Origin of the sequence: Pseudomonas sp. MF6751, from assembly GCF_016613265.1 — a bacterium.
Taxonomy (GTDB): domain Bacteria; phylum Pseudomonadota; class Gammaproteobacteria; order Pseudomonadales; family Pseudomonadaceae; genus Aquipseudomonas; species Aquipseudomonas fluorescens_BV.
In genome coordinates, this window is record NZ_JAENSV010000027.1 from 24,795 (window position 1) to 45,498 (window position 20,704).

Consider the following 20,704-nt stretch of genomic DNA (forward strand, 5'->3'; position numbering starts at 1 on the left):
CGCACCCATAAATACGTTTGAATGCCGATGGCGCGGGTGCCAGACTGGCGTTTTGAAGAGGCGCAATCATACGTGCCGCCTGATCCATGGAAAAGACACAGATCAGGGTTTTTCAGTTGCCGAGGTGTATCGATGGATAAGTTGCAGAAAACTGTAGATGAATGGAAGGCGATGCTCGATCCGGAACAGTACAACGTGTGCCGTCTCAAGGGTACCGAGCGACCGTTCAGCGGCAAGTACAACGCCACCAAGACCGACGGCGTCTACCACTGCATCTGCTGCAACGAGCCGCTGTTCGATTCCAAGGCGAAGTTTGATTCCGGCTGTGGCTGGCCCAGCTTCTTTGAGCCGATCGCCGACAGCGCGATGGTCGAGATCCGCGATGTCAGCCACGGCATGATTCGCACCGAAGTCACCTGCGCCAAGTGTGACGCACACTTGGGGCATGTGTTCCCGGACGGCCCACCGCCGACGGGCCTGCGCTACTGCATCAATTCGGTATGCCTGGAGCTGGTGCCGCGCTAGGCTTGCATGGTCCCTGTAGGAGCGAGCTTGCTCGCGAAAAACGTCAACGATACCGCGGGTTTCCTGAATGAACGCGGCGTCTGATAGTTTTTCGCGAGCAAGCTCGCTCCTACAAATAAGGCTCTTCTTTCCCTGACTTGAGGCATTGCCATGAGCGACTCCCTGCTGAGCATCCCTTGCACCACCATCAAGGGTGAGCAAAAGACCTTGGCCGATTTTGCCGGCAAGGCCATTCTGGTGGTCAACACCGCGAGCAAATGCGGCTTCACCCCGCAGTACAAGGGCCTCGAGCAACTTTGGCAGCAATACAAGGACCAGGGGCTGGTGGTGCTCGGCTTTCCCTGCAACCAGTTCGGCAAGCAGGAACCCGGCAATGAAGGCGCGATATCCGAGTTCTGCGAGCTGAACTTTGGTGTCAGTTTTCCGCTGTTCAAGAAAATCGACGTCAATGGCAGCGATGCCCACCCGTTGTTTGTGCAGTTGAAAAAACAGGCCCCGGGGCTGCTGGGTTCCAAGAACATCAAGTGGAACTTCACCAAGTTTCTCATTGGCGGTGATGGCAAGCAGGTCAAGCGTTTTGCGCCAACCACCAAGCCCCAGGACTTGACCCAGGAGATCGAAGCCCTGCTCAAATGACCGCAATATTGCGGGTACCCATCAGAGGCTGGTTGTTTTAGGTACCCACAGTTCCAGTAAGGCGTTGAGTTCTTCCCGGCGAAACGGCTTGGCCAGGTAATCGTTCATTCCCGCGGCCCGGCAACGCTCGCGTTCTTCGGCCATCGCGTTGGCGGTCAAGGCAACAATGGGCAAGTCCGGCCAACGCCCGCTGCGGCGAATTTGTCGGCTGGCCTCATAGCCATCCATCACAGGCATGTTGCAGTCCATCAACACCAAGTCGAAGCGCTGGTCCTCCAGAAGCTTGAGGGCTTCGCCGCCATGGGCCGCGACGATCACCTCACACCCGAGCTTGCTGAGCATGCCCTTGGCCACCAGTTGATTGACTGCGTTGTCCTCCACCAGCAGGATGCGCGCGCGGTGCGCAAGCGGTGCGGTTTCTATCTGGACCGGGTCGAGCACCAGTTGCGCGCCGCTGCGCAGGTTGCGTTGCAGGATCTGGTACAGCGCGTTGCGGCTCAATGGGCGCGCTTGTTGCTGCAGCGGCGCCAGGGCCGTGACTTCTTCGCTGGGCAAAAAGTTGCCATAGGCGGTAACCAGCAGAATCGGCGCGCTGATGCCCGGGCGCAAGCGGAACAAGCATTCAGGGCAGTCGGTGATCAACAGGTCGGGCACCAGCCCGCTCAAATCATCGTCCTGGGAATAGCAGCGCGGTGTCAGCCCCCAAGAGGGCAATAGCGTGGTGAGCAGCTCCGTTAGCCCTCCGCCGGCGTTGGTAATGGCGATCACCTCGCCCGTGAGCGGTGCATAGTGCATGGCAGGCAAATGTGCGGGCAGTGGAAGGTCGGCGCAGAACTGGCTGCCAAAGCCCACCTCCGAGCTGATACTCAAGCGGCCTTGCATGGCTTCGCACAGGTTATGAGTCAACGCCAGGCCCAATCCCGTTCCGCCAAACTGGCGGGTAATGCCAGCGCCGGCCTGGGTGAACGGCTGGAAAATTTTCACCTGGGCTTCCTGGGCGATGCCAATGCCGGTATCGCACACTTCAATGCTGACCCGACCTTCCAAGGCGCGCAGGCGCACATCGACGCGGCCAAAGCGGGTGAACTTCAAGGCGTTGGAGAGCAAGTTACTGACGATCTGCCGCACACGGGTAGGGTCGCCGACCACCTGGGCGGGAAATTGCGGGTCGATCAGACAGGTCAGTTCCACACTCGGAGCGGCATTTTGCGATAGCAGGTTGGCGGTGTCTTCCACCAATGAGCCCAGGTCGAACGGGATATGCTCCAGTTCCAGCTGGCCGGCGTCGAACTTGGACAGGTCAAGAATATCGTTGAGCAACTCCACCAGCACTTTGCCTGAGTCATGGGCAATGGACAGTTGCTGGCGCTGTTCGGCGGTCAGCGGGCTATCCAGTGAGAGGGCAATCATACCCAGCAACCCATTGAGCGGCGTGCGGATTTCATGGCTCATATTGGCCAGGAATGCTGCCCGTGCCTGAGCCATGCCCAGGGCAGTCATTTTCGCCGCCTCCAGCTCATCATTGGACTGGCTCAAGCGTTGGTTGCTGGCCTTGAGTTCGAGGGTGCGCGCAGAAACGATATTTTCCAGTTGCCCCAGATACTCCGTGAGGCGATCTTCGGCATGGCGCCGTTGCTGGATCTCGGTTTCCATGTTTTCGAATTGTTGGTTGGCGACGCTGACCAGCACGCCGATTTCATCGTGTTCATGCCCCGGTGGGCAATCCAGGCGCGCCTGTTTGCGTGTGCTCAGCTCGCGGATAATGCGCACCAGCGGTTGGGTGAGCATTACGTAGAACAGGCCGAGCAAAATCCCGGTGAGCAGCAGGCTGCGGGCGAAGCCGTTGAGCAGAGTGATCTCGGCGCGATGCAGGAAACGGCTGCCAAAGGCATAAGTATCGACGTCCAGGCGTAGCACACCAAGGGAGTCGTTGGGCATATGGCTGAGAAACAGTCGGTCTTCGAATTGGCGATTGGCACCAAACAGAAAGTCGCTGACCGGCCGATAGTTGCTTTCCTTGCGCGGACGGTTGACGTCGGCCAGCACCACGCCATTGTTGTCGATCAACTGCGCGCGGATGATGGCGGGGGAGTGCAGCAGGCCCAAGGTCAGTTCCTGGGCGAGTTCGGCATCGATGTTGTAGGCGATTCTTGACGCCGGGTTATGGCTGATTTCAATCAGTGAGCGTATTTCACGGTTGATGGATGCGTCTTCACTGGCATAATCAATGCCGATTTGGATCAGACTGAGCAGGGTTCCCAAGACGAAACCGACCAGCACAGTCAATCTGGCTTGTTTATAAGACAAGCGGTGGGCGAACTTGATATCCATCGAGTGTTGAACCACTTAGCGTTTCCCTTCGCCCGGCAAGCATAGCTGAACATCCACAAGCTTTTGCTCGCCCGGCATGAATCGTTTGTTTGATGCAGCCCTGCAGTTTGCCGCAGGGTTGCCAATACGCCATCTTTTGCAAGAAGTTGCCAGAGGAATAGCTGTGGATTCTCGATTGAATGCCTTTCTTGAGCGCGCCGACGCGGTGCTGGCTCGCCTGGAACCGTTGTTACCCGCCCCACGCCAGGCGATCGACTGGCACCAATGCCTGGCCGCCCGTTGGCAGCGCGAAGGTCGCAATGGCTTCCTGTTACCGTTGGAAGTGAGCCTGGACATGCGCCTGTCGGACCTGATCGGTGTCGACAAACAACGTGAACAACTGGCGCGCAACACCCAACAGTTCCTCGATGGGTTACCCGCCAACCATGCGCTGTTATGGGGTTCGCGTGGCACCGGCAAGTCTTCCATGGTCCGGGCCTTGCTCGCCCAGCACGCCAACGCCGGCCTGCGTCTTATCGAGATCGAGCGTGACCACCTGGCTGACCTGCCGCGGGTGGTCGAGCAACTGGTCAAGCTACCACAACGCTTCATTTTGTTTTGCGATGACCTATCGTTCGAGGCCGGCGAAGGTGACTATCGCGTGCTCAAGAGCGTGCTGGATGGTTCCCTGGAACAGGCGCCGGAAAACGTGCTGCTGTACGCCACGTCCAACCGTCGCCACCTTGTGCCGGAAAACCAGAGCGACAATGACAACTGGAAACGCGTGGACGGCGAATTGCACCCGAGCGAGGCGGTTGAAGACAAGATTGCCTTGTCGGATCGTTTTGGCTTGTGGTTGTCGTTCTACCCCTTTACCCAGGAGCATTTCCTGGATGTGGTGGAACACTGGATCGGTGAGTTGGCCAGCAAGGCCGGCTTGCAGTGGCAACGCGATGAGCAGCTTGACGTTCTCGCGGTGCGTTGGGCCACTGGGCGCGGCAACCGCAATGGCCGGTGCGCCTATCAATTCGCCCGTTACTGGGTGGGTCTTAAATTGCTGGAACGTCAACCATGATCGATTTACAACAGGCCGGCAGCGGCCTTGATGGCTATGCCATGCTCTGCGCGCAACTGGAGTCATTGCTGGCTGATGAGCGCGATTTTATTGCCAACAGTGCGCAGTTTTCCGCGTTCCTGTTCAACCAGTTGGATGACTTGAACTGGGCTGGCTTTTACCTCAATCGTAACGAAGAGCTGGTGCTTGGGCCCTTTCAGGGGCAGATCGCCTGTGTGCGCATTCCGTTTGGTCGCGGTGTGTGTGGTGCGGCTGCGGCCTCACGGAAAACCCAGCGCGTGGAGGACGTGCACGCGTTCCCAGGCCATATCGCCTGCGACAGCGCTTCGAACAGTGAATTGGTGGTGCCATTGGTCAAGGACGGCCAACTGATTGGTGTCCTTGATCTCGACAGCCCATTGCTGGGCCGCTTTACCCCTCAGGACCAGGTGGGGATTGAGCGGCTGGCGGAGATTTTCCTGCAGTTGACCGACTGCTGAAGCGGTGGGTACTTATGCTGGTCGCGGTAGGAGCGTATTTACTCGCTCCCGCCACGACGGGCCTTGGTGCTATGGGTCTTGCAGCTCATCCAGTTGAGCCCGCAGCATCTTCTCCAATTCCAGCATGAGCTGTTCCAGGGCCCTGATGCCGCTTTCGATCACGGCCCACTCGTCATTGCGAGAACAGGTTTGCTCCAAGGTTTCGCATTGCCCCGCCAACGAATGGGCTTGAACGATGCGGGCGGCACCCTTGATCTTGTGGGCTTGCTCAATGATGTCCGAGGGGGGCGCGTGTCGATCCCGCAGTTCGATAAGGACCCTGCGGTCGTGAAGGCTGCTGCTCAGCAGCTCCTCCAGCAAGCGTCGACTCAACTGTGGATCACCGCCGGTCAGCGCTTCCAGGCATTCGAGGTCCAGCCGTTGGGGCACGGCTTCAGGGACGATATGTGCCAGTTGGCGCTCTAATATGGTAAGGCTGATGGGTTTGAACAGGCAGTCATCCATGCCGGCTTGCACGCACCGTTGCCTTTCCTCCGGCTGGGCGTTGGCGGTAAAGCCCAGTACCACGCAGGGCACCAATTGTTCGCGTTGCTCATATTCACGGATTGAACGGCTCAGTTCGTAGCCATTCATGATGGGCATGTTGCAGTCGGCAATTACCAGGTCGAAATGCTCTTTACGCCAGGCCTGGAACCCTGCGGCTCCGTGCTCGGCGGCGATGAATTTATGCCCCAGGTAGCCCAATTGCTGGCACATCAGCAGGCGATTCGCCGGGTGGTCGTCTACCACCAGTACGTTAAGCACCCGTGCGGTGGCCGGCGTTGGCGGCGTGTGTTCACCCGCCGCCTGGATCGCTTGCAGGCGAGGCATGCTCAGGTTGACGTGCACCTGGGTGCCCACCATGGGCACGCTGCTCAGGCTCAATTGGCCGCCCATCATCGCGCACAGGCTGCGGCAGATCACCAGCCCCAGGCCCGCGCCACTGCGCGCCAGTTGCCCGGAGTTGTCCGCCTGGGCAAAGGGTTCGAACAGGCGCTGTTGGTCATCCCGGCTGATGCCGATGCCGGTATCTTCCACCACCAGTTTCAGCTCGATCTGCTCCGGGGCCTGGGTAGGCTGCAGCTCGACCTTGATCTTGACCTGCCCTTGTTCGGTGAACTTGATCGCGTTGCTCACAAGGTTCGATAGCACCTGCTTGAAGCGCAGTGGGTCTATCAGCACCTCGATATCGTTCAGGTCGGGTTTGAACTCCAGCAGCAGGCTGAGGGTTTTCTGCCGTGCGAGACCGTCGAAGACGCGCACCACTGATTCAATTACCTCCCGCAGGTTGACGCGCTCCGGCGCCAGGCTGAGGCGGCCGGACTCGATACGCGCGATGTCGAGAATGTCACCGATCAGCTCCAGCAGGTCTCTGGCCGAGTTGTACGCTACCTCGATCGCCGGACGGTCAAGGTGTCCTTGGTCGGCGCGCTTGAGCGTCAGTTCGAGCATGCCGATCACAGCGTTCATCGGGGTGCGAATCTCGTGGCTCATGGTAGCCAGGAACGTGCTCTTGGCGCGGTTGGCTTCGTCGGCACGCTCCTTGGCAGCGCGTAGTTCATCGAATAGCTGGCGTCGGTCACTGATATCGATCCAGCCACCGATGATGCCCTGGACTTCACCCGTAGAGTCGCGGTAGGGAAGGATCCAGTGATAGATGGTCAGTTTCTTGTCGTGGATATGCAGGCTGCGATCGAGGATCAGCGGGTTACCCTCGGCCACCACACGCAGATAGTCAGCATGATATTGGGCTGCCTCCGACGCCAGCGCCATGGTCATCTGGGTCACGCTTTTGCCGATCACCTCTTCGCGCTTGACGTCGAACACCTGCAGGTAGCTGTCGTTACAGGTCTGCAACAACCCATTGCGGTCGCGCACGTAGATCGGATGGGGCGTTTCATTGACCAGTGCACGCATGAACTCGAACTGATCGTTGAGGGCGCGTTCGGCCATTTTTCGATGCTTGATCTGGCGACGCATGTAGGCGTTCCAGGCCAGGGAAATCAATAGCAACAGCCCGGTGCCAATGATTATGCGCGCGATCAGTTGATGGTAATTACGCCAATAGCTGTCGGAGGCGGCGGTGTAGCCACGCCAGCGACTGTTGATCACACCCATTTCATCCGGGGCAATGCTGAGCAGGGCCTTGTCGATGATCGAGCTCAATTCCGTGGCTTGGCGCGAGGTGGCCAGAGTGAAGGTCGCGGGGGTGGTGCCGATGCTGGCGCTGATTTGCAGGCGGTCCTGGAAAACCTGGGAAGACAGGAAGTAGTTGGCGATCACCAGGCTGTTCACTGCCCCCTCCACTTGTCCCTGTGCGAGCAGCTCAGATGCTCTGAATGTATCACTGGTTTCCACCAGGTGAATGCCAGGAAAGTCCCTGCGCAGGGTTGCGGCCAAGGGGTTGCCCTGGGTTAGCGCCAGGCGCTTTCCTGCCATTTGCTCCATGTTAGCGGGCGCCCCTGGCTCTTTGCGCGTCAACAGCACATAGGAGTTTTCGAGGTAGGGGCGGCTGAAATTCAGCTGTGAGTCTCGTTCGTTGCTTGGAACGATGGCTCCGATCATATCGACGTTCTGGGTTGCCACCTGGTGGATCATCGCGTTGACGTCCCGACCGCGCTGGATCGAAAAACGCAGGCCCGTGCGCAGGCGTATCAACTCCAGCAGATCGGCGGTGATACCGCGAAAATTGCCGTCTGCATCGAAGAACGTCAGGGGCGCGAAAGTTTCGTTGACGACCACGGTGACCACCGGATGCTCTTTGAGCCAGCGCTCTTCGCGCTGGGTCAGTTGCAGCTTCTTGTCGGTCAGCAGGATGTCGCTGCCGGCGCTCCAGCGCTTGGCAATGCTTTCCCTTTCGTTGATGGGCACCGAGGCCAGGACTGAATCGACAATGCTGAGTAGCATCCGGTTGTCCTGGCGCATGGCAAAACTGAAGCCATAAGCTTCATGCTTGCCGAAGTTGGCCATGCGAATGTTTTTGAGATAGCCCTTGTTGATCATGTAATGGGTGGAAATGGTGTCACCGAGAAACACATCCGCCTGGTCGAAGGCCACTGCATTCAAGGCATTCTGATAGGACGGGTAGGCGCGGATGCTCGCCTTGGGGTACAGCTTTTCCACCTCGTTGAGCGGCAGGTAGTGATAGACAAGGCTCAGGCGCAGCCCATCGAGGCCTTCGCTGAGGCTGCGGGTTTCTCCCTCGCGCGTGACCAGCACCGGCTGGTCCACGGCATAGGGTTCGGAGAGGATAAGATTTGGCGTCGCAGCTTCAAACCCGTTTGAGGAGCCCAGCAGGTCAATTTCCCCGGCTTCCAGGGCACGAATGGCCGCCGCTCGGGAGGGGTAGCGCATCACATTGATTGGCAGGGAGAGTGCCTTGGCCAGTAATCCTGCGTAGTCGGCGGTAAGGCCTTCGTAGTCATGGCCGCTGGAAGTGAGGTCGAAGGGCGGGTAATCAGGTTTGGATGTCCCCAGCGTGAGTTCACGTTTGTTCTGCAGCCACTGGCGCTGGGCCTTGTCAAAATGAGTGTCCAGTTGAACAGCTCCCGCACGACTCAAGAGGGTGAAACGTTCCGGGCTGGTTTGGTGCTCCGCCAGCACGGTAGTGCTGAAGTACAAACCGGCACTTAATATAATCAGATAGTCCTTTATACGCCTGGGCATCCGCTTTCTCACACTAGCGCGTTTCGTTTTGCCATCTCGATGAGTTCTACCAAGGATTTGGCTTTGAGTTTTTGCATGAGTCTCTTTTTATAAGTACTGACCGTCTTGTTACTTAAAAACATACCTTTGGCAATTTCCTTGTTAGTGCGACCTTGCGCAAAAAGTTGCAGGACCATCAACTCTCGGTCATTAACTGACTTGAACAGTTCCAGCTCCTGGACATCCATGCCTTCGGCTCCGGGGCCACTCAATGCCTGGCTGGGGAAGTAGTTGTAGCCGGACAGGACAGCGCGAATGGCGCTCAGCAATTCGCTCAGGTCACCCTCCTTGCACACGTAGCCTTCGGCGCCCGAGCGCATGCACCGCGTAGCAAATAGCGTCGGGCACTGGGCCGTGAGCACCAGGGTCTTCATGGAGGTGTTCATGGCATTGAATCGGCAGAGCACCTCGAGACCGTCGAGTTTCGGGATGCTGATATCCAGAATCACCAAGTCTGGAAGGCACTCACGGACCATTTGTATGGCATCGCACCCGTTGTCTGTTTCGCCGACGACCTTGTAACCTTCGTGCTCCAGCAACATTCGAATAGCAAGCCGGATAACGGGGTGGTCATCGATAATAAAAACTGAGTTCATAATCACATTCCATGCAGGTGCAAATAAAGCGGGCACATTAGCTCAGAAGATAAGGGCACGGCATGAAGCGCACGAGCAGTAGATGCAAAACAGGAAAGTTCCTACAATTAAAAAGGTATACGCCTACAAGTTGATGGGTAGTCGTGACAGAGCATGTGAGCGTTTCGAACGCAATCGTGGCATGGTGATAGGCTTGAGTTTTTACGGCGGGCTTCGTAGCGTATTTCGCCGAAGGAGATGTTTAAAGTCCTACGTAGGGGGGGGGAAGTTAAGCCGATTAACTTTTCAAGTTCGTTCTTGTTCAACGGTTTTGATAAGTAGCCAAGAAGCGGAAGACTTCGTTGCGAGGCTTGTTTTGTCAGGCTCATCAGTTCTGGCGTGGGTAACCCGCTTAACAGAATAGCGCTGGTAATGAAGCGCCGACGGCTGGCGATTTCCACTAGTTCAAGTCCGGGCAGGTCGGGCAGGCATTGGTCGCACAACATCAGGTCAAAGGGATGTTCGGACTGGCTCATTGTGCGTATGGCCTGCTCTGCGTTTTCCACCGCAGTCAGTTGATCGAAGCCGAAGCTGTTGAGCAGGCATTGGGTGGCCAGAAGTTGAAACGGGTGATCCTCCACCAAAAGAATACGAAGAGAGTATCTGGGCATAGAAAGCACACAGTGAGGCAAGCGTCGATGGGGGCAGTAGAATTGCTCGGTCGGTTGGGAACGCGTGATTATTCTTCGGATGCTTGTACGAATTCGATCAGTCCGCTCTGTTCCCATCGTAGGGCAATTCGTTTCAGGGAACAGGCGGTCGGATGCAAGCGTTACTGAGGGCTGGAACGCCCAGTCATTTCCCGTGCCATTTCGGTGGCGTAGCTGTCGGTCATACCAGCAATGAAGTCGATCATTCGCAGGAACGAGGCGTGCAGTGGCCAGGCGGGGTCCGGTGCGCTGTTGCCCAGCAAATCGAGAATGCGCCGATTCTTGAACGACGGTGTTCGCCCGCCATGTTGTTCAAGGGCCGCGCCGCAGAACGCGTTCAGCAGGATTTCCAAGGTGGTGTAAGCGCCGATTTCATGCAATGTCTTGCGCTTGTCCTGGAAAATTTTCTTGCGAGCCATGTCTTTGGCATCCAGCACGCAGCGCTTTGCGGGGCCGTGCATATGCTCCACCAGATCTCCCTGCAGCGTGCCGGCCAGCAGGGCGTCCTGCTGTTCGACAAACGCCTGCGCAGCCGCATTGGTCAGGTGCTCGATGGCTTTGCCACGCAGGATCGCCAGCTTGCGGCGGCGAGAGTCCAATGGGCCCAGCTGGCGATAGGTTTGTGGCAGGTCATCACCGACCAGGTCGAGCAACAACGACTCCACTTCGCTGTACTGCAGAAGCTCCATTTCCAGGCCATCTTCCAGGTCGATCAACGCGTAGCAGATGTCGTCGGCTGCCTCCATCAGGTAGACGAGCGGGTGACGCGCCCACCGTTGCTCCTCTAACTGGGGCAAGCCAAGCTTGTGGGCGATCTGCTCAAGAATTGGCAACTCGCTCTGGTAACAGCCGAACTTGTGTTTCTTGTAGCCCAGCGAGTCGGCGTGACGGGCAGTCCAGGGGTATTTGAGGTACGTGCCCAAGGTGGCGTAGGTCAGCCGCGTGCCGCCGTCGAACTGGTGGTATTCAAGTTGGGTGAGTACCCGAAAGCCCTGGGCATTGCCTTCGAAGTTAAGGAAGTCATTGCGTTCGGCGCTGCTCATGCCATCCAGCCAACCTCGCCCGGCGGCCTGTTGGAACCAGTGGCGAATGGCGTCTTCGCCGGAATGCCCGAATGGCGGGTTGCCGATGTCATGGGCCAGGCAGGCCGATTGCACCACCATGCCCAGGTCGCTGGGGTCGCACCAGTCGGGCAGGGCGCTGCGCAGGGTTTCGCCCACGCGCATGCCGAGTGAGCGCCCCACGCAGCTGACTTCCAGGGAGTGGGTCAAGCGTGTGTGGATATGGTCGTTGCTCGAAACCGGATGCACTTGGGTCTTGCGTCCCAGGCGCCGGAACGCGCCGGAGAAAATAATGCGGTCGTGATCTTTGTGGAAGGGGCTGCGGCCCAGTTCTTCAGGGCTGTGCAGGGGTTTTCCAAGACGTTCGCGGGTTAGCAGGGTGGGCCAATCCAAGGCGCAGGCTCTCCGTAGTGTGAATGACAGTTCCAGCTTCCCGGTTCGGCCTTCAAGGGCAGGCGAATCCAGCGGTCGGCCGCGTCGGTATCAATTAGCAGGCAGCGCAAAAAACCGCAATGACCAGCAGGTGTCTGGTCATTGCGGTCATCGGCTCACGAGGGTCAGCTTTTGCGCGAAGAGCCTTGCATGGCCAACTTGATCAGGGGGATCAAGCCGGCACCTAGCCGCAACAGGCGCGTGATGCTGCTGATACTGCCGCCCTTGGCGCCCTTGCCGGTAAAGAAGCCCATCAGCGTAACCGCCGCCACGCCCCACAACGGCGCGTGCTTGATGCCCAGGCTGTCCTGCCAGTTGTGGCGCATGTTGCGCATTTTGTGCAGGGGCGCCATGAGTTGTTGGGACTCATGACGGATTTCCTGGCGGTGCATTTCCATGCGCAGGCGAATCAAGGCTTTGCGCATTTCCCGGCGAGAAGTATTTTGCGGGATCTCAGTCATGCTCATGGCAGCAGGCGCTCCCGGTCATTGGCCAGTTCTTCGAGCGTGGCGTGGAAGGGCGTGGACTCATCGAATACCGCCGCCTTCAAGCGCACACCGCAGAACGCAGCGGCCAGGCTGTAGAACACGCAGAGGCAGATGATGCCGGTCAGGCGATAGCCCGTGTCCCACACCAGGATCATCACCAGCGTCGACAACCCCACCAGCAACAGCAGGGCAAACACCAACGCCAGGCCGGCAAATAGCAACAGGCTGACGGTACGGGCCTTTTGCTCTTGTAATTCAATGCCGAACAACTCGACATGACTGTGCAGCAAGCCCAGCACAGCTGCGCCCAGGCGTCGGGAAGTTGAACCGCTTGCTGAGGAATGTGCGCTCGTGGATGAGCTGGATTCGCCGATAGACATGGTTAGCGCCTTGTAGCCAATAGACCGATCAAAAAGCCTACGCCGGCAGCAATGCCGACCGACTGCCATGGGTTGGCTTGCACGTAGTCTTCGGTGGCGGTGATTGCCGCCTGGCCGCGCTCGCGCAATGAGTCTTCGGTCAGTTGCAGGGTCTCGCGGGCCTTGAGCAGGCTCTCGTGGATCTTGGTGCGCAGCTCGTCAGCCTGGTCACCGGCCAGCACGGCAGTGTCGTCCAGCAGCTTTTCGGTATCGCTGACCAGGGTTTGAAAATCCTCCATCAGTATCTCTTGAGCAGTCTTTGCTGTTTTACCGGCCATGGTTATCTCCGTGGGTAGCTGATCTGTACGTGTGGTTTCGAGTCGCGGCGTTCGCTGAAGGTTCATTGCAATTGTGTGGTACAGCTTTTGCTTTGCCTTGGTGCGCAGGCCTTGGAGCCTGCGCTGAATCCGGGCGGTCGAGGTGAAAACCTTGGAAAACCTTACCCTAAATCACTTAATTTCGCGGAAAAACCCTTTCGGCAACGGCCTGTTGTGTTGATCGCTGCGCTAAAGCGGTTCACGCCCTCTGAAGAAAGGCGGAGCCGGCGGTGCCAATTTAGTGCGCTTAACCCTGGCTTGAACCGCTTTGGTGCTTTTTGCCTTGATGCAGGCCTGCCAACCTCCATGGAAAACTTGCAAAGCGCGGTGGACACCCTCGTCCACAGCTCCAATACCTTGTTCATTCTGATTGGCGCGGTCATGGTGCTGGCCATGCACGCCGGCTTTGCCTTCCTTGAAGTTGGCACGGTACGGCAGAAGAACCAAGTCAACGCCTTGTCGAAAATCCTCAGTGATTTCGCGATTTCAACGCTGGCCTATTTCTTTATAGGCTATTGGATCTCCTACGGTGTGAGCTTCCTGCAACCGGCCGCGGTGATCAGCGCCGATCATGGCTACGGCCTGGTGAAGTTTTTCTTCCTGCTGACGTTTGCCGCGGCGATTCCGGCAATTATTTCCGGCGGGATTGCCGAGCGTGCGAAGTTTGCCCCGCAGCTGTGTGCCACCGCGCTGATCGTGGCGTTTATCTACCCGTTCTTCGAAGGCCTGGTATGGAACGGCAACCTTGGCCTGCAAGCATGGCTGCTCGCAACCTTTGGCGCCAGCTTCCACGACTTTGCCGGTTCCGTGGTGGTTCACGCCATGGGCGGCTGGCTGGCGCTGGCGGCGGTGTTGCTGCTGGGCCCGCGCAATGGGCGTTATCGTGAAGGGCGCCTGGTGGCGTTTGCGCCGTCGAGCATTCCTTTCCTCGCGCTGGGCTCGTGGATTCTGATCGTGGGCTGGTTCGGCTTTAACGTGATGAGCGCGCAAACCCTCAATGGCGTCAGTGGCCTGGTGGCCGTCAATTCGCTGATGGCCATGGTCGGCGGCACCGTGGCTGCCCTGGTAATTGGCCGTAACGATCCCGGTTTTCTGCACAACGGTCCCTTGGCCGGGCTAGTGGCAATCTGCGCCGGTTCCGACCTGATGCATCCGGTGGGCGCGCTGGTCACGGGTGTGGTCGCTGGCGGCTTGTTCGTGTGGTGCTTTATCGCTGCCCAGGTGCGCTGGAAGATCGATGACGTGCTGGGCGTGTGGCCGTTGCATGGCTTGTGTGGCGTGTGGGGAGGCATTGCCTGCGGCATCTTCGGGCAGGCTGCCCTGGGTGGGCTGGGCGGCGTGAGCCTGATCAGCCAGTTGATCGGCACCGGGCTGGGTGTGGCGGTAGCATTTGGCGGCGGCTTGCTGGTTTACGGCGTGATCAAGCGCGTGCAAGGGCTGCGCTTGAGCCAGGAACAGGAGTATTACGGCGCGGACCTGTCGATCCACAAGATCGGCGCGGTCAGTCAGGACTGATCGGCGCGTCTTCGTCAGTGTGTGGCGGTGGGTAGAAACCGTGCAGCAGGCGATAGTGGTTGCGCCGTACTTCATTCACTCGCGCCTGCACCTGTTGGTCCGGCAGGCCCAGCAGGATCAGGGCGTGGGAGGCGAGCATCAGGCTCGACTCCAGCAACTCGGGCACCACCTCGCTGGCGCCCGCGGCCTTGAGTTCAGCCAACTGGGTATCATCGCGTGTGCGCACCAGGATCGGCACGTCTGGGTTGATCTGCCGCGCCTCCTTGAGCACCACCAGGGCGACATCGCTGTTATCCACCGCGATCACCACCAACCGCGCCCGTTCCAGGCCGACGGCGCTGAGTAATGCACGGCGGCGGCAGTCGCCGTAATGCACATTGCTGTCCTCGGTGGCGGCTTCCTGCACCCGTTCGGGGTCATCATCCAGGGCGATAAACGCCTGTTGTTCGCGGCGCATAAAGCGCCCGATGGACTGGCCTACCCGGCCATACCCGCAAATCACCACGTGTCCGTGCAATTGAGCGTTGAGTGCGGTGATGTTTTCCAGTTGCACTTGCTGGTTGGGCTTGCGATGCAGGCGCAGCGCGATGGCCGGTGCCGCACGTAACAGCAGCGGTGTCAGCAGCATCGAGCAGAAGGTGGCAGCCAGTAGCAGGCCGTTGAACTCATCGGGAATCAACCGGCTCTGCTGCATCTGCGCCATCAGCGCAAAACAGAACTCGCCGCCCTGGGCCAGCGCCAGACCGCTGCGCCAGGCTGTTTCGGTGTCACTGTTACGCCACTTGACCAGCGCCGCGACGACGCTGCCTTTGACCAGCATCAGCGTGAGCGTCAGGCCGAGGATCAACAGGCTGTGGCTGACGAACAACTGCAGATCGATGAGCATGCCGATGCTGACAAAAAACAGCCCCAGCAGGATGTCGCGAAACGGGCGGATATCGGCTTCGATCTGGTGTCGGTAATGACTTTCCCCCAGCAGCATGCCGGCCAGGAATGCACCGAGGGCAGGGGACAGGCCCAGCAGGTGGGTGAGCCAGGCGGTGAGCAAGACAATCACCAGCGCCAGCAGCACAAACAGTTCCGCCGAATGAGACGCGGCGACTTCACGGAACAGGCGCGGCAGCAGCCAGCGGCTGGCGAACAACAGGCCCACGAACAGCACCACGGTTTTGCCCAAGGTCAGCGGCAGCGCCCAGTACCAAGCTTGGTCGCTGCTGCCGGCAAATACCGGTACCAATGTCAGCAGCAACACCGCTACGACATCCTGGAACAGCAACACGCCGATCGCATTCTGCCCATGACTGCTGAAGACTTCACCCAGGCTGGTCAACTCCTTGCTGACAATGGCCGTGGACGATAACGCCAGCCCTGTGCCCAGTAACAACGCGACGCCAGGTGCGAGGCCAAAGCTCATCAATAACGCGCCCAGCAAGGCCCCGCACCCCAGCACTTGCAGGCTGCCCAGGCCAAATACCACGCTGCGCAGCGCCAACATTTTCGACAGGGAAAACTCAAGCCCCAGGGAAAACAGCAGGAACACCACACCCATCTCGGCCAGGTCTGGCAAGTCTTCGTTGTCATTGACCCAGTCCAGCGCGGTGGGGCCCACTGCCAGGCCTACGCACAGGTAGCCCAGCACGGGCGGCAGCTGCAGCCGGCGAAACAGTGCAATCACCACCAGGGATGAGGCCAGAATAATCAGCAGGTTGGCGAACACAGGCATCTCCGTTGCAGGGCGAGCGGCAAAAAGCCGCAAGAATCGCTGAATCAGTTATACGCCATGGTGATCTGGATCAGGCTTTTTGCGCCGTAGGAGCGAGCTTGCTCGCGAAAAACGTCAACGATACCGCGGGGTTCCTGAGTGAACGCGGCGCGCGGGAGTTTTTCGCGAGCAAGCTCGCTCCTACAGGGGCTTGTTGGGATTAGAATGGAGGTTCGTTTCTTGTTCGAGTCCTTTCATCATGCTTCCTGTATGCCAGCTGTTCGGCACCCTGGGTTGCCATCTGTGTGAGATTGCCGAAGCCGAAGTCATGCCGCTCGTCGAACACGGGCTGTTGGTGGAGTTGGTGGATATCGCCGATCCGGAGGACCTGACAGACGTCTACGGCCTGCGGATTCCGGTGCTTCGCCGCACGGACACCGGGGCGGAACTGGACTGGCCGTTCGACACCGCGCAGGTGGTTACCTTCCTGCGCTGAGATTTATGCGATGGCGGCTTTCCAAATATTAAGTTACTGTATATTCGTACAGCGATTGAATAGAGGGAACGCCCGTGGTGAATGTTGAACAACTTAAAAGCAGCGTCAATCGCATGTCCGCCGATGTGGTGCGTGACGCGGTGAACGAACTGCGCCTCGATGGCCTGGTCACGGAAGGCAAGACACCGTTTAACAAAGTGCATTTCAACACCTGCTTCGCGGAAATCGAGGCGCTGTTCCAGCGCGCCGGTTATCACAAGCAGCTCGATGTGGTGGGTTATCAGGGCTTGCTCTACGCGCTGTATGACCCGGGCCGTTGGGAAGCGGTGGACGTGCTGCGCTGGCTCAAGGAATTCACCGAGGCGGCAAGCGCCTCGCCGGTGCTGCGGGCTCAACTGGCCAAGGCCTGAGATAGGCCCTAGGCAATCGTGCGCCATGGGCGATAATGCCCGCCTGTTTTCCAGGCTTTGAGCGTCGGCATGTCCACTTCCGTTTTTTCCCCCTCCCAGCACCAAGCCAGCACCCTGTACTTGCCGCCGGGCTCCTGGGTGACGGTGCTCGATTGCCTGTGCGCACACTTTCCGGCCATCGGCCGCGAACAGTGGTTGGACCGCATTGCCCGCGGCCGGGTGCTGGATGTCAATGGCAGCCCGATCAGCGTGGGCCTGGGCTACAAGGAAGGCTTGTGCATCTATTACTTTCGCGAAGTGCCCAACGAGAAAGTGATTCCGGTGCAGGAAAACATCCTGTACGCGGATGAGCACCTGGTGGTGGCGGACAAACCGCATTTCCTGCCAGTGACACCCGCTGGCGAGTACGTCGAGCACACCTTGTTGCGACGCTTGATCCGGCGCCTGGACAATCCCGCCCTGGTACCCCTGCATCGCATCGACCGACATACGGCGGGGTTGGTGCTGTTCTCCGCCAACCCGCACAGCCGTTCGGCCTATCAGCAATTGTTTCCCACACGACGTATCGACAAATTCTACGAAGCCATCGCTCCGGCCCTGCCGCACCTCAGCTTCCCGTTGGTGCACAAAAGCCGTTTGGTGGATGGCGAACCTTTCTTTCGCATGCAGGAAGGGCCGGGTGCCAGCAACACCGAGACGGCGGTAGAGGTGCGCGAGAAAAACGCTGATCTATGGCGCTACGGCCTGTTCCCGGTGACCGGCAAGAAGCACCAGCTGCGCGTGCATATGACGGCGCTCGGGGCGAGCATCTGTAATGACCCGTTCTACCCCGAAGTGATCAAGGATGCCGAGGACGATTACGCCAAGCCACTCAAGCTACTGGCCCAGGGCGTGCGCTTTATCGACCCGGTAAGCGGTGAACAACGCAGCTTCCGCAGCCAGATCACCCTGGACTGGTAAACCCCAGGAACAACAAGGCCCGCGCGAGGCGGGCCTTGTGTGCAAGCGCTGAGGCTTACAGGTCTTTAACGGTGCGAACCTGATCTTTATTGATACGGGTGTGCTTGCCGTCCAGTTGTTCGAATTCGTAGAAGCCCGAATCTTCATCGTACTTCGGGGTGTCGACGGCCTGGATTTCGCGACCGTCATTCAGGGTGATCACTGTTGGCGAAGCGCAACCGGCGAGGGTGGCGAGGCCCAGTGCAAGCATGAGAGCGGCGATGGTCCGTTGAGTCATGAGTTTGTCTCCGAGAGAATACTTTTAAATTGCTGACCTTGTGACGTACGGGACGCCGGCAAAGTTCCTTGTGCAGGGTTCATTCTGACATGCCAGCCCCGGGGTGCAACAGCTCGGGCGTATTAAGATTGGCCAGGCGCGGGTCATCGGCCGGGCATTCCAAGGCCACCGCGCCCAGTTGCAGCCAGAGCTTACGCGGGCTGCGCTCACCCGCTTGCCATGCCTGTTCCACTTGGTTTTTCAGGCTCGTGGGAATGATGCACAGCAAGGGTTCCCAGCATTCACCCTGGCGCACCATCACCGGCGCCTGCGGGTTGCGTCGTGCGGTCGCACGCAGGTCGGCGAGCAGTCGCGCATCGATCTGCGGCACATCGCAAGGCAATATCAGCAGATGCTCATGGCGTGCGGCGAAGAGTCCTGCACGGATACCTGCCAGCGGGCCGGGGAAGCCCGGGTTGTCATCGCTCACCTGTTGGTCGGCATAGAGCGCGTAGCGTTCATGGTTGCGGTTGCACGAGATGATCAGGTCATCGGTGAGCGGCCGGGCCAACTGGTGCAGGTGGGCGATCAAGGGCTGGCCTTGCCATTCCAGCAGCCCTTTGTCCTGCCCGCCCATGCGTTGGCCGCGACCACCGGCCAGCAACAGGATCGAACACGGCAGGGAAGAAAATTCAAACGTCATGGTGGTTGCGCTGCGGCAGGGAAACAGGGGCCTGTGATATAACATCGGGCTGTTCCTTCGACAACCGGACCGTGCCATGAAAGCCAAGGCCGATGCGCCCTTTGTACCCCTGAATATTGCTGTATTGACGGTCAGCGACACCCGCACCCTGGAGACTGACACCTCCGGCCAGGTCTTCGTCGATCGTCTTGCCGCCGCCGGCCACCGCCTGGCCGAGCGCGTGCTGCTCAAGGACGACCTTTACAAGATTCGCGCCCAGGTGGCCCACTGGATCGCCGAAGACGTGGTGCAGGTGGTGCTGATTACCGGCGGCACCGGCTTCACCGGTCGCGACAGTACCCCTGAAGCAGTGAGCTGCCTGCTCGACAAGCAGGTCGATGGTTTTGGCGAGCTGTTCCGCCAGATCTCCGTGGCCGATATCGGCACCTCCACCGTGCAATCGCGCGCCTTGGCGGGGTTGGCCAATGGCACTCTTGTGTGCTGCCTGCCAGGGTCCACCAATGCCGTGCGCACCGGTTGGGACGGCATCCTCGCCGAGCAGCTGGATAACCGTCACCGCCCGTGCAACTTCGTCCCGCATCTGAAGCAGGCCGAACCTTGTGAATCCCGTGGATAAGCCCGGCAAGACCGGCGCCCTGATGCCGGTGGAAGCAGCCCTGCAGCGTTTGCTCGACATGGCCGCCGCCGCGCAGATCCGCGAGCAGGAAGTACTGCCCCTGGCTGAGTGTGATGGCCGGGTATTGGTCCAGGACCTGATCTCCACACTCGACCTGCCACCGTGGCCCAACAGTGCCATGGACGGCTACGCCGTGCGCCTGGCGGACTGGACCGGCGAGCCCTTGGTGGTGAGCCAGCGGATTTTCGCCGGCACTGCCCCTGAACCCTTGGCGGCCGGCACCTGTGCGCGCATCTTTACTGGCGCGCCGGTGCCCCAAGGCGCTGACTGCGTGCAGATGCAGGAAAACGCCGTGGTGCATACCGACCAGCGCGTGAGTTTCACCGAGCCATTGCAGATGGACGACAACATCCGGCCTCAGGGCCAAGAGACCACGGTCGGCGAGACCGTACTCAGTGCCGGCACCCGCCTGGGCCCTATCGAACTCGGTTTGGCTGCGTCTCTTGGACGTGATCGACTCGAGGTGGTGCGGCGCGTACGCGTGGCCGTGTTGTCGACCGGCGACGAACTGATCGAGCCAGGGTTGCCGCTCGGCCCTGGGCAGATCTACAACAGCAACCGCCGCGTGCTGTGCAGTTGGCTGATGCGCATGGGCTGCGAAGTGATCGATGCCGGGATTCTTCCGGATGATCTGGAACAGACCCGCGCGCGCCTGGCGGGGCTGGGCAGCGTTGACCTGATCCTCTCGACCGGCGGTGTGTCGGTGGGCGAAGCGGACTTCCTCGGCATTGCCTTGCGGGAAGAGGGTGAGCTGGCGCTGTGGAAGCTGGCGATCAAACCGGGCAAGCCGCTGACCTTCGGGCATTTTCGTGGCGTGCCGGTGATCGGCCTGCCGGGCAATCCGGCGTCGACCCTGGTGACTTTTGCGCTGCTGGCGCGCCCGTATCTGTTGCGCCGTCAAGGTGTGCTGGAGGTGCAGCCGCTGCGCTTCGAAGTGCCGGCAGGGTTCGTCTGGCCCAAACCCGGCAACCGCCGCGAGTACCTGCGCGGGCGGATCGAACAGGGCAAGGCGATCATCTACCGCAACCAAAGCTCCGGGGTGCTGCGCAGTGCGGCGTGGGCTGAAGGCTTTGTCGAGGTGATGGAAGGGACCACGCTGGCCATCGGCGACCGGGTCAACTTCATTCCTTTGAGCGAAGTCCTGAACTGAACACAGATCAAAAATGTGTGTGGGCTTGCCTGCGATAGCCATAGGTATCTACACAACTTCAGTAC

General features: G+C 59.4%; 20 protein-coding genes and 1 pseudogene. 10 read left to right on the top strand and 11 right to left on the bottom strand.

All coding sequences use genetic code 11. The features are described from left to right. Positions 1 to 132: 132 nt before the first annotated feature. Together msrB and JJD66_RS19730 are read left to right on the top strand one after the other, a co-directional pair. Positions 133 to 525: a peptide-methionine (R)-S-oxide reductase MsrB gene (msrB, locus tag JJD66_RS19725; protein ID WP_105226261.1), complete on the top strand. Its 393-nt coding sequence runs from the start codon at positions 133 to 135 to the stop codon at positions 523 to 525. 150 nt (positions 526 to 675) lie between these two features. Then, a complete protein-coding gene (locus JJD66_RS19730) occupies positions 676 to 1,161 on the top strand; it encodes a glutathione peroxidase (protein ID WP_200648823.1) in 486 nt (161 codons plus the stop codon). Between the two features lie 21 nt (positions 1,162 to 1,182). Here the strand turns inward: JJD66_RS19730 and JJD66_RS19735 are convergent, their stop codons facing one another. Beyond that, a complete protein-coding gene (locus JJD66_RS19735) occupies positions 1,183 to 3,492 on the bottom strand; it encodes a hybrid sensor histidine kinase/response regulator (protein ID WP_105226262.1) in 2,310 nt (769 codons plus the stop codon). 163 nt (positions 3,493 to 3,655) lie between these two features. On the opposite strand from JJD66_RS19735, the gene JJD66_RS19740 reads away from it, so the two are divergent. Then, positions 3,656 to 4,546 (top strand): ATP-binding protein, encoded by an 891-nt coding sequence (locus tag JJD66_RS19740; RefSeq protein ID WP_034127157.1) that lies wholly within the window; start codon positions 3,656 to 3,658, stop codon positions 4,544 to 4,546. Next, positions 4,543 to 5,025 carry a GAF domain-containing protein gene (locus tag JJD66_RS19745; protein ID WP_073521721.1) on the top strand — a complete coding sequence of 161 codons (483 nt, stop codon included), beginning with the start codon at positions 4,543 to 4,545 and terminating at the stop codon, positions 5,023 to 5,025. The genes JJD66_RS19740 and JJD66_RS19745 overlap by 4 nt, the downstream gene beginning before the upstream one ends. A gap of 69 nt (positions 5,026 to 5,094) precedes the next feature. Here JJD66_RS19745 and JJD66_RS19750 read toward each other — a convergent pair whose 3' ends face one another. From JJD66_RS19750 to JJD66_RS19780, 7 genes and pseudogenes are all read right to left on the bottom strand, one after another. After that, a complete protein-coding gene (locus JJD66_RS19750) occupies positions 5,095 to 8,730 on the bottom strand; it encodes a transporter substrate-binding domain-containing protein (protein ID WP_200648824.1) in 3,636 nt (1,211 codons plus the stop codon). Positions 8,731 to 8,738: 8 nt separating this feature from the next. Next, positions 8,739 to 9,365 (bottom strand): response regulator transcription factor, encoded by a 627-nt coding sequence (locus tag JJD66_RS19755; RefSeq protein WP_034127160.1) that lies wholly within the window; start codon positions 9,363 to 9,365, stop codon positions 8,739 to 8,741. 263 nt (positions 9,366 to 9,628) lie between these two features. After that, a pseudogene (locus JJD66_RS19760) lies at positions 9,629 to 10,015 on the bottom strand (response regulator); the annotation flags it as partial. Positions 10,016 to 10,176: 161 nt separating this feature from the next. Beyond that, complete coding sequence (locus JJD66_RS19765; protein ID WP_034127162.1) at positions 10,177 to 11,508, bottom strand: deoxyguanosinetriphosphate triphosphohydrolase; 1,332 nt, start codon at positions 11,506 to 11,508, stop codon at positions 10,177 to 10,179. A 164-nt stretch (positions 11,509 to 11,672) separates the two neighbouring features. Further along, positions 11,673 to 12,014: a hypothetical protein gene (locus tag JJD66_RS19770; RefSeq protein WP_198716763.1), complete on the bottom strand. Its 342-nt coding sequence runs from the start codon at positions 12,012 to 12,014 to the stop codon at positions 11,673 to 11,675. Continuing rightward, positions 12,011 to 12,415, bottom strand: coding sequence for a phage holin family protein (locus tag JJD66_RS19775; protein WP_005786473.1), 405 nt, complete (start codon positions 12,413 to 12,415; stop codon positions 12,011 to 12,013). The genes JJD66_RS19770 and JJD66_RS19775 overlap by 4 nt, the downstream gene beginning before the upstream one ends. Before the next feature lie 2 nt (positions 12,416 to 12,417). Beyond that, positions 12,418 to 12,732: a DUF883 family protein gene (locus JJD66_RS19780; protein ID WP_003189926.1), complete on the bottom strand. Its 315-nt coding sequence runs from the start codon at positions 12,730 to 12,732 to the stop codon at positions 12,418 to 12,420. A gap of 345 nt (positions 12,733 to 13,077) precedes the next feature. Between JJD66_RS19780 and JJD66_RS19785 the strand changes: the two genes are divergently transcribed. Continuing rightward, the gene (locus JJD66_RS19785) at positions 13,078 to 14,286 is read left to right on the top strand and encodes an ammonium transporter (RefSeq protein ID WP_034127164.1); all 1,209 of its coding nucleotides are present in this window, start codon (positions 13,078 to 13,080) and stop codon (positions 14,284 to 14,286) included. Here JJD66_RS19785 and JJD66_RS19790 read toward each other — a convergent pair. Next, the gene (locus JJD66_RS19790; protein ID WP_200648826.1) at positions 14,273 to 16,009 is read right to left on the bottom strand and encodes a cation:proton antiporter; all 1,737 of its coding nucleotides are present in this window, start codon (positions 16,007 to 16,009) and stop codon (positions 14,273 to 14,275) included. The two genes, JJD66_RS19785 and JJD66_RS19790, sit on opposite strands and share 14 nt — an antisense overlap. A 238-nt stretch (positions 16,010 to 16,247) precedes the next feature. On the opposite strand from JJD66_RS19790, the gene JJD66_RS19795 reads away from it, so the two are divergent. The 3 genes from JJD66_RS19795 (at position 16,248) to JJD66_RS19805 (ending at position 17,854) form a co-directional block, all read left to right on the top strand. Further along, on the top strand, positions 16,248 to 16,484 hold the full coding sequence (locus tag JJD66_RS19795) for a glutaredoxin family protein (protein ID WP_105226267.1): 237 nt from the start codon (positions 16,248 to 16,250) through the stop codon (positions 16,482 to 16,484). Positions 16,485 to 16,558: 74 nt separating this feature from the next. After that, on the top strand, positions 16,559 to 16,894 hold the full coding sequence (locus tag JJD66_RS19800; RefSeq protein WP_003189932.1) for a hypothetical protein: 336 nt from the start codon (positions 16,559 to 16,561) through the stop codon (positions 16,892 to 16,894). Between the two features lie 69 nt (positions 16,895 to 16,963). Next, complete coding sequence (locus tag JJD66_RS19805) at positions 16,964 to 17,854, top strand: pseudouridine synthase (RefSeq protein ID WP_105226268.1); 891 nt, start codon at positions 16,964 to 16,966, stop codon at positions 17,852 to 17,854. Positions 17,855 to 17,909: 55 nt separating this feature from the next. Here JJD66_RS19805 and JJD66_RS19810 read toward each other — a convergent pair whose 3' ends face one another. Continuing rightward, positions 17,910 to 18,131: a YgdI/YgdR family lipoprotein gene (locus JJD66_RS19810; RefSeq protein ID WP_003189935.1), complete on the bottom strand. Its 222-nt coding sequence runs from the start codon at positions 18,129 to 18,131 to the stop codon at positions 17,910 to 17,912. A gap of 79 nt (positions 18,132 to 18,210) precedes the next feature. After that, entirely contained in the window at positions 18,211 to 18,813 is a 603-nt protein-coding gene (mobA, locus tag JJD66_RS19815; protein WP_200648827.1) for a molybdenum cofactor guanylyltransferase MobA, read from the bottom strand. Positions 18,814 to 18,889: 76 nt separating this feature from the next. Here mobA and moaB point away from each other — a divergent pair, with 76 nt between their 5' ends. Continuing rightward, on the top strand, positions 18,890 to 19,429 hold the full coding sequence (gene moaB, locus JJD66_RS19820) for a molybdenum cofactor biosynthesis protein B (protein WP_057976686.1): 540 nt from the start codon (positions 18,890 to 18,892) through the stop codon (positions 19,427 to 19,429). Continuing rightward, complete coding sequence (locus tag JJD66_RS19825; RefSeq protein WP_200648828.1) at positions 19,413 to 20,639, top strand: molybdopterin molybdotransferase MoeA; 1,227 nt, start codon at positions 19,413 to 19,415, stop codon at positions 20,637 to 20,639. The genes moaB and JJD66_RS19825 overlap by 17 nt, the downstream gene beginning before the upstream one ends. Positions 20,640 to 20,704: the final 65 nt, after the last annotated feature.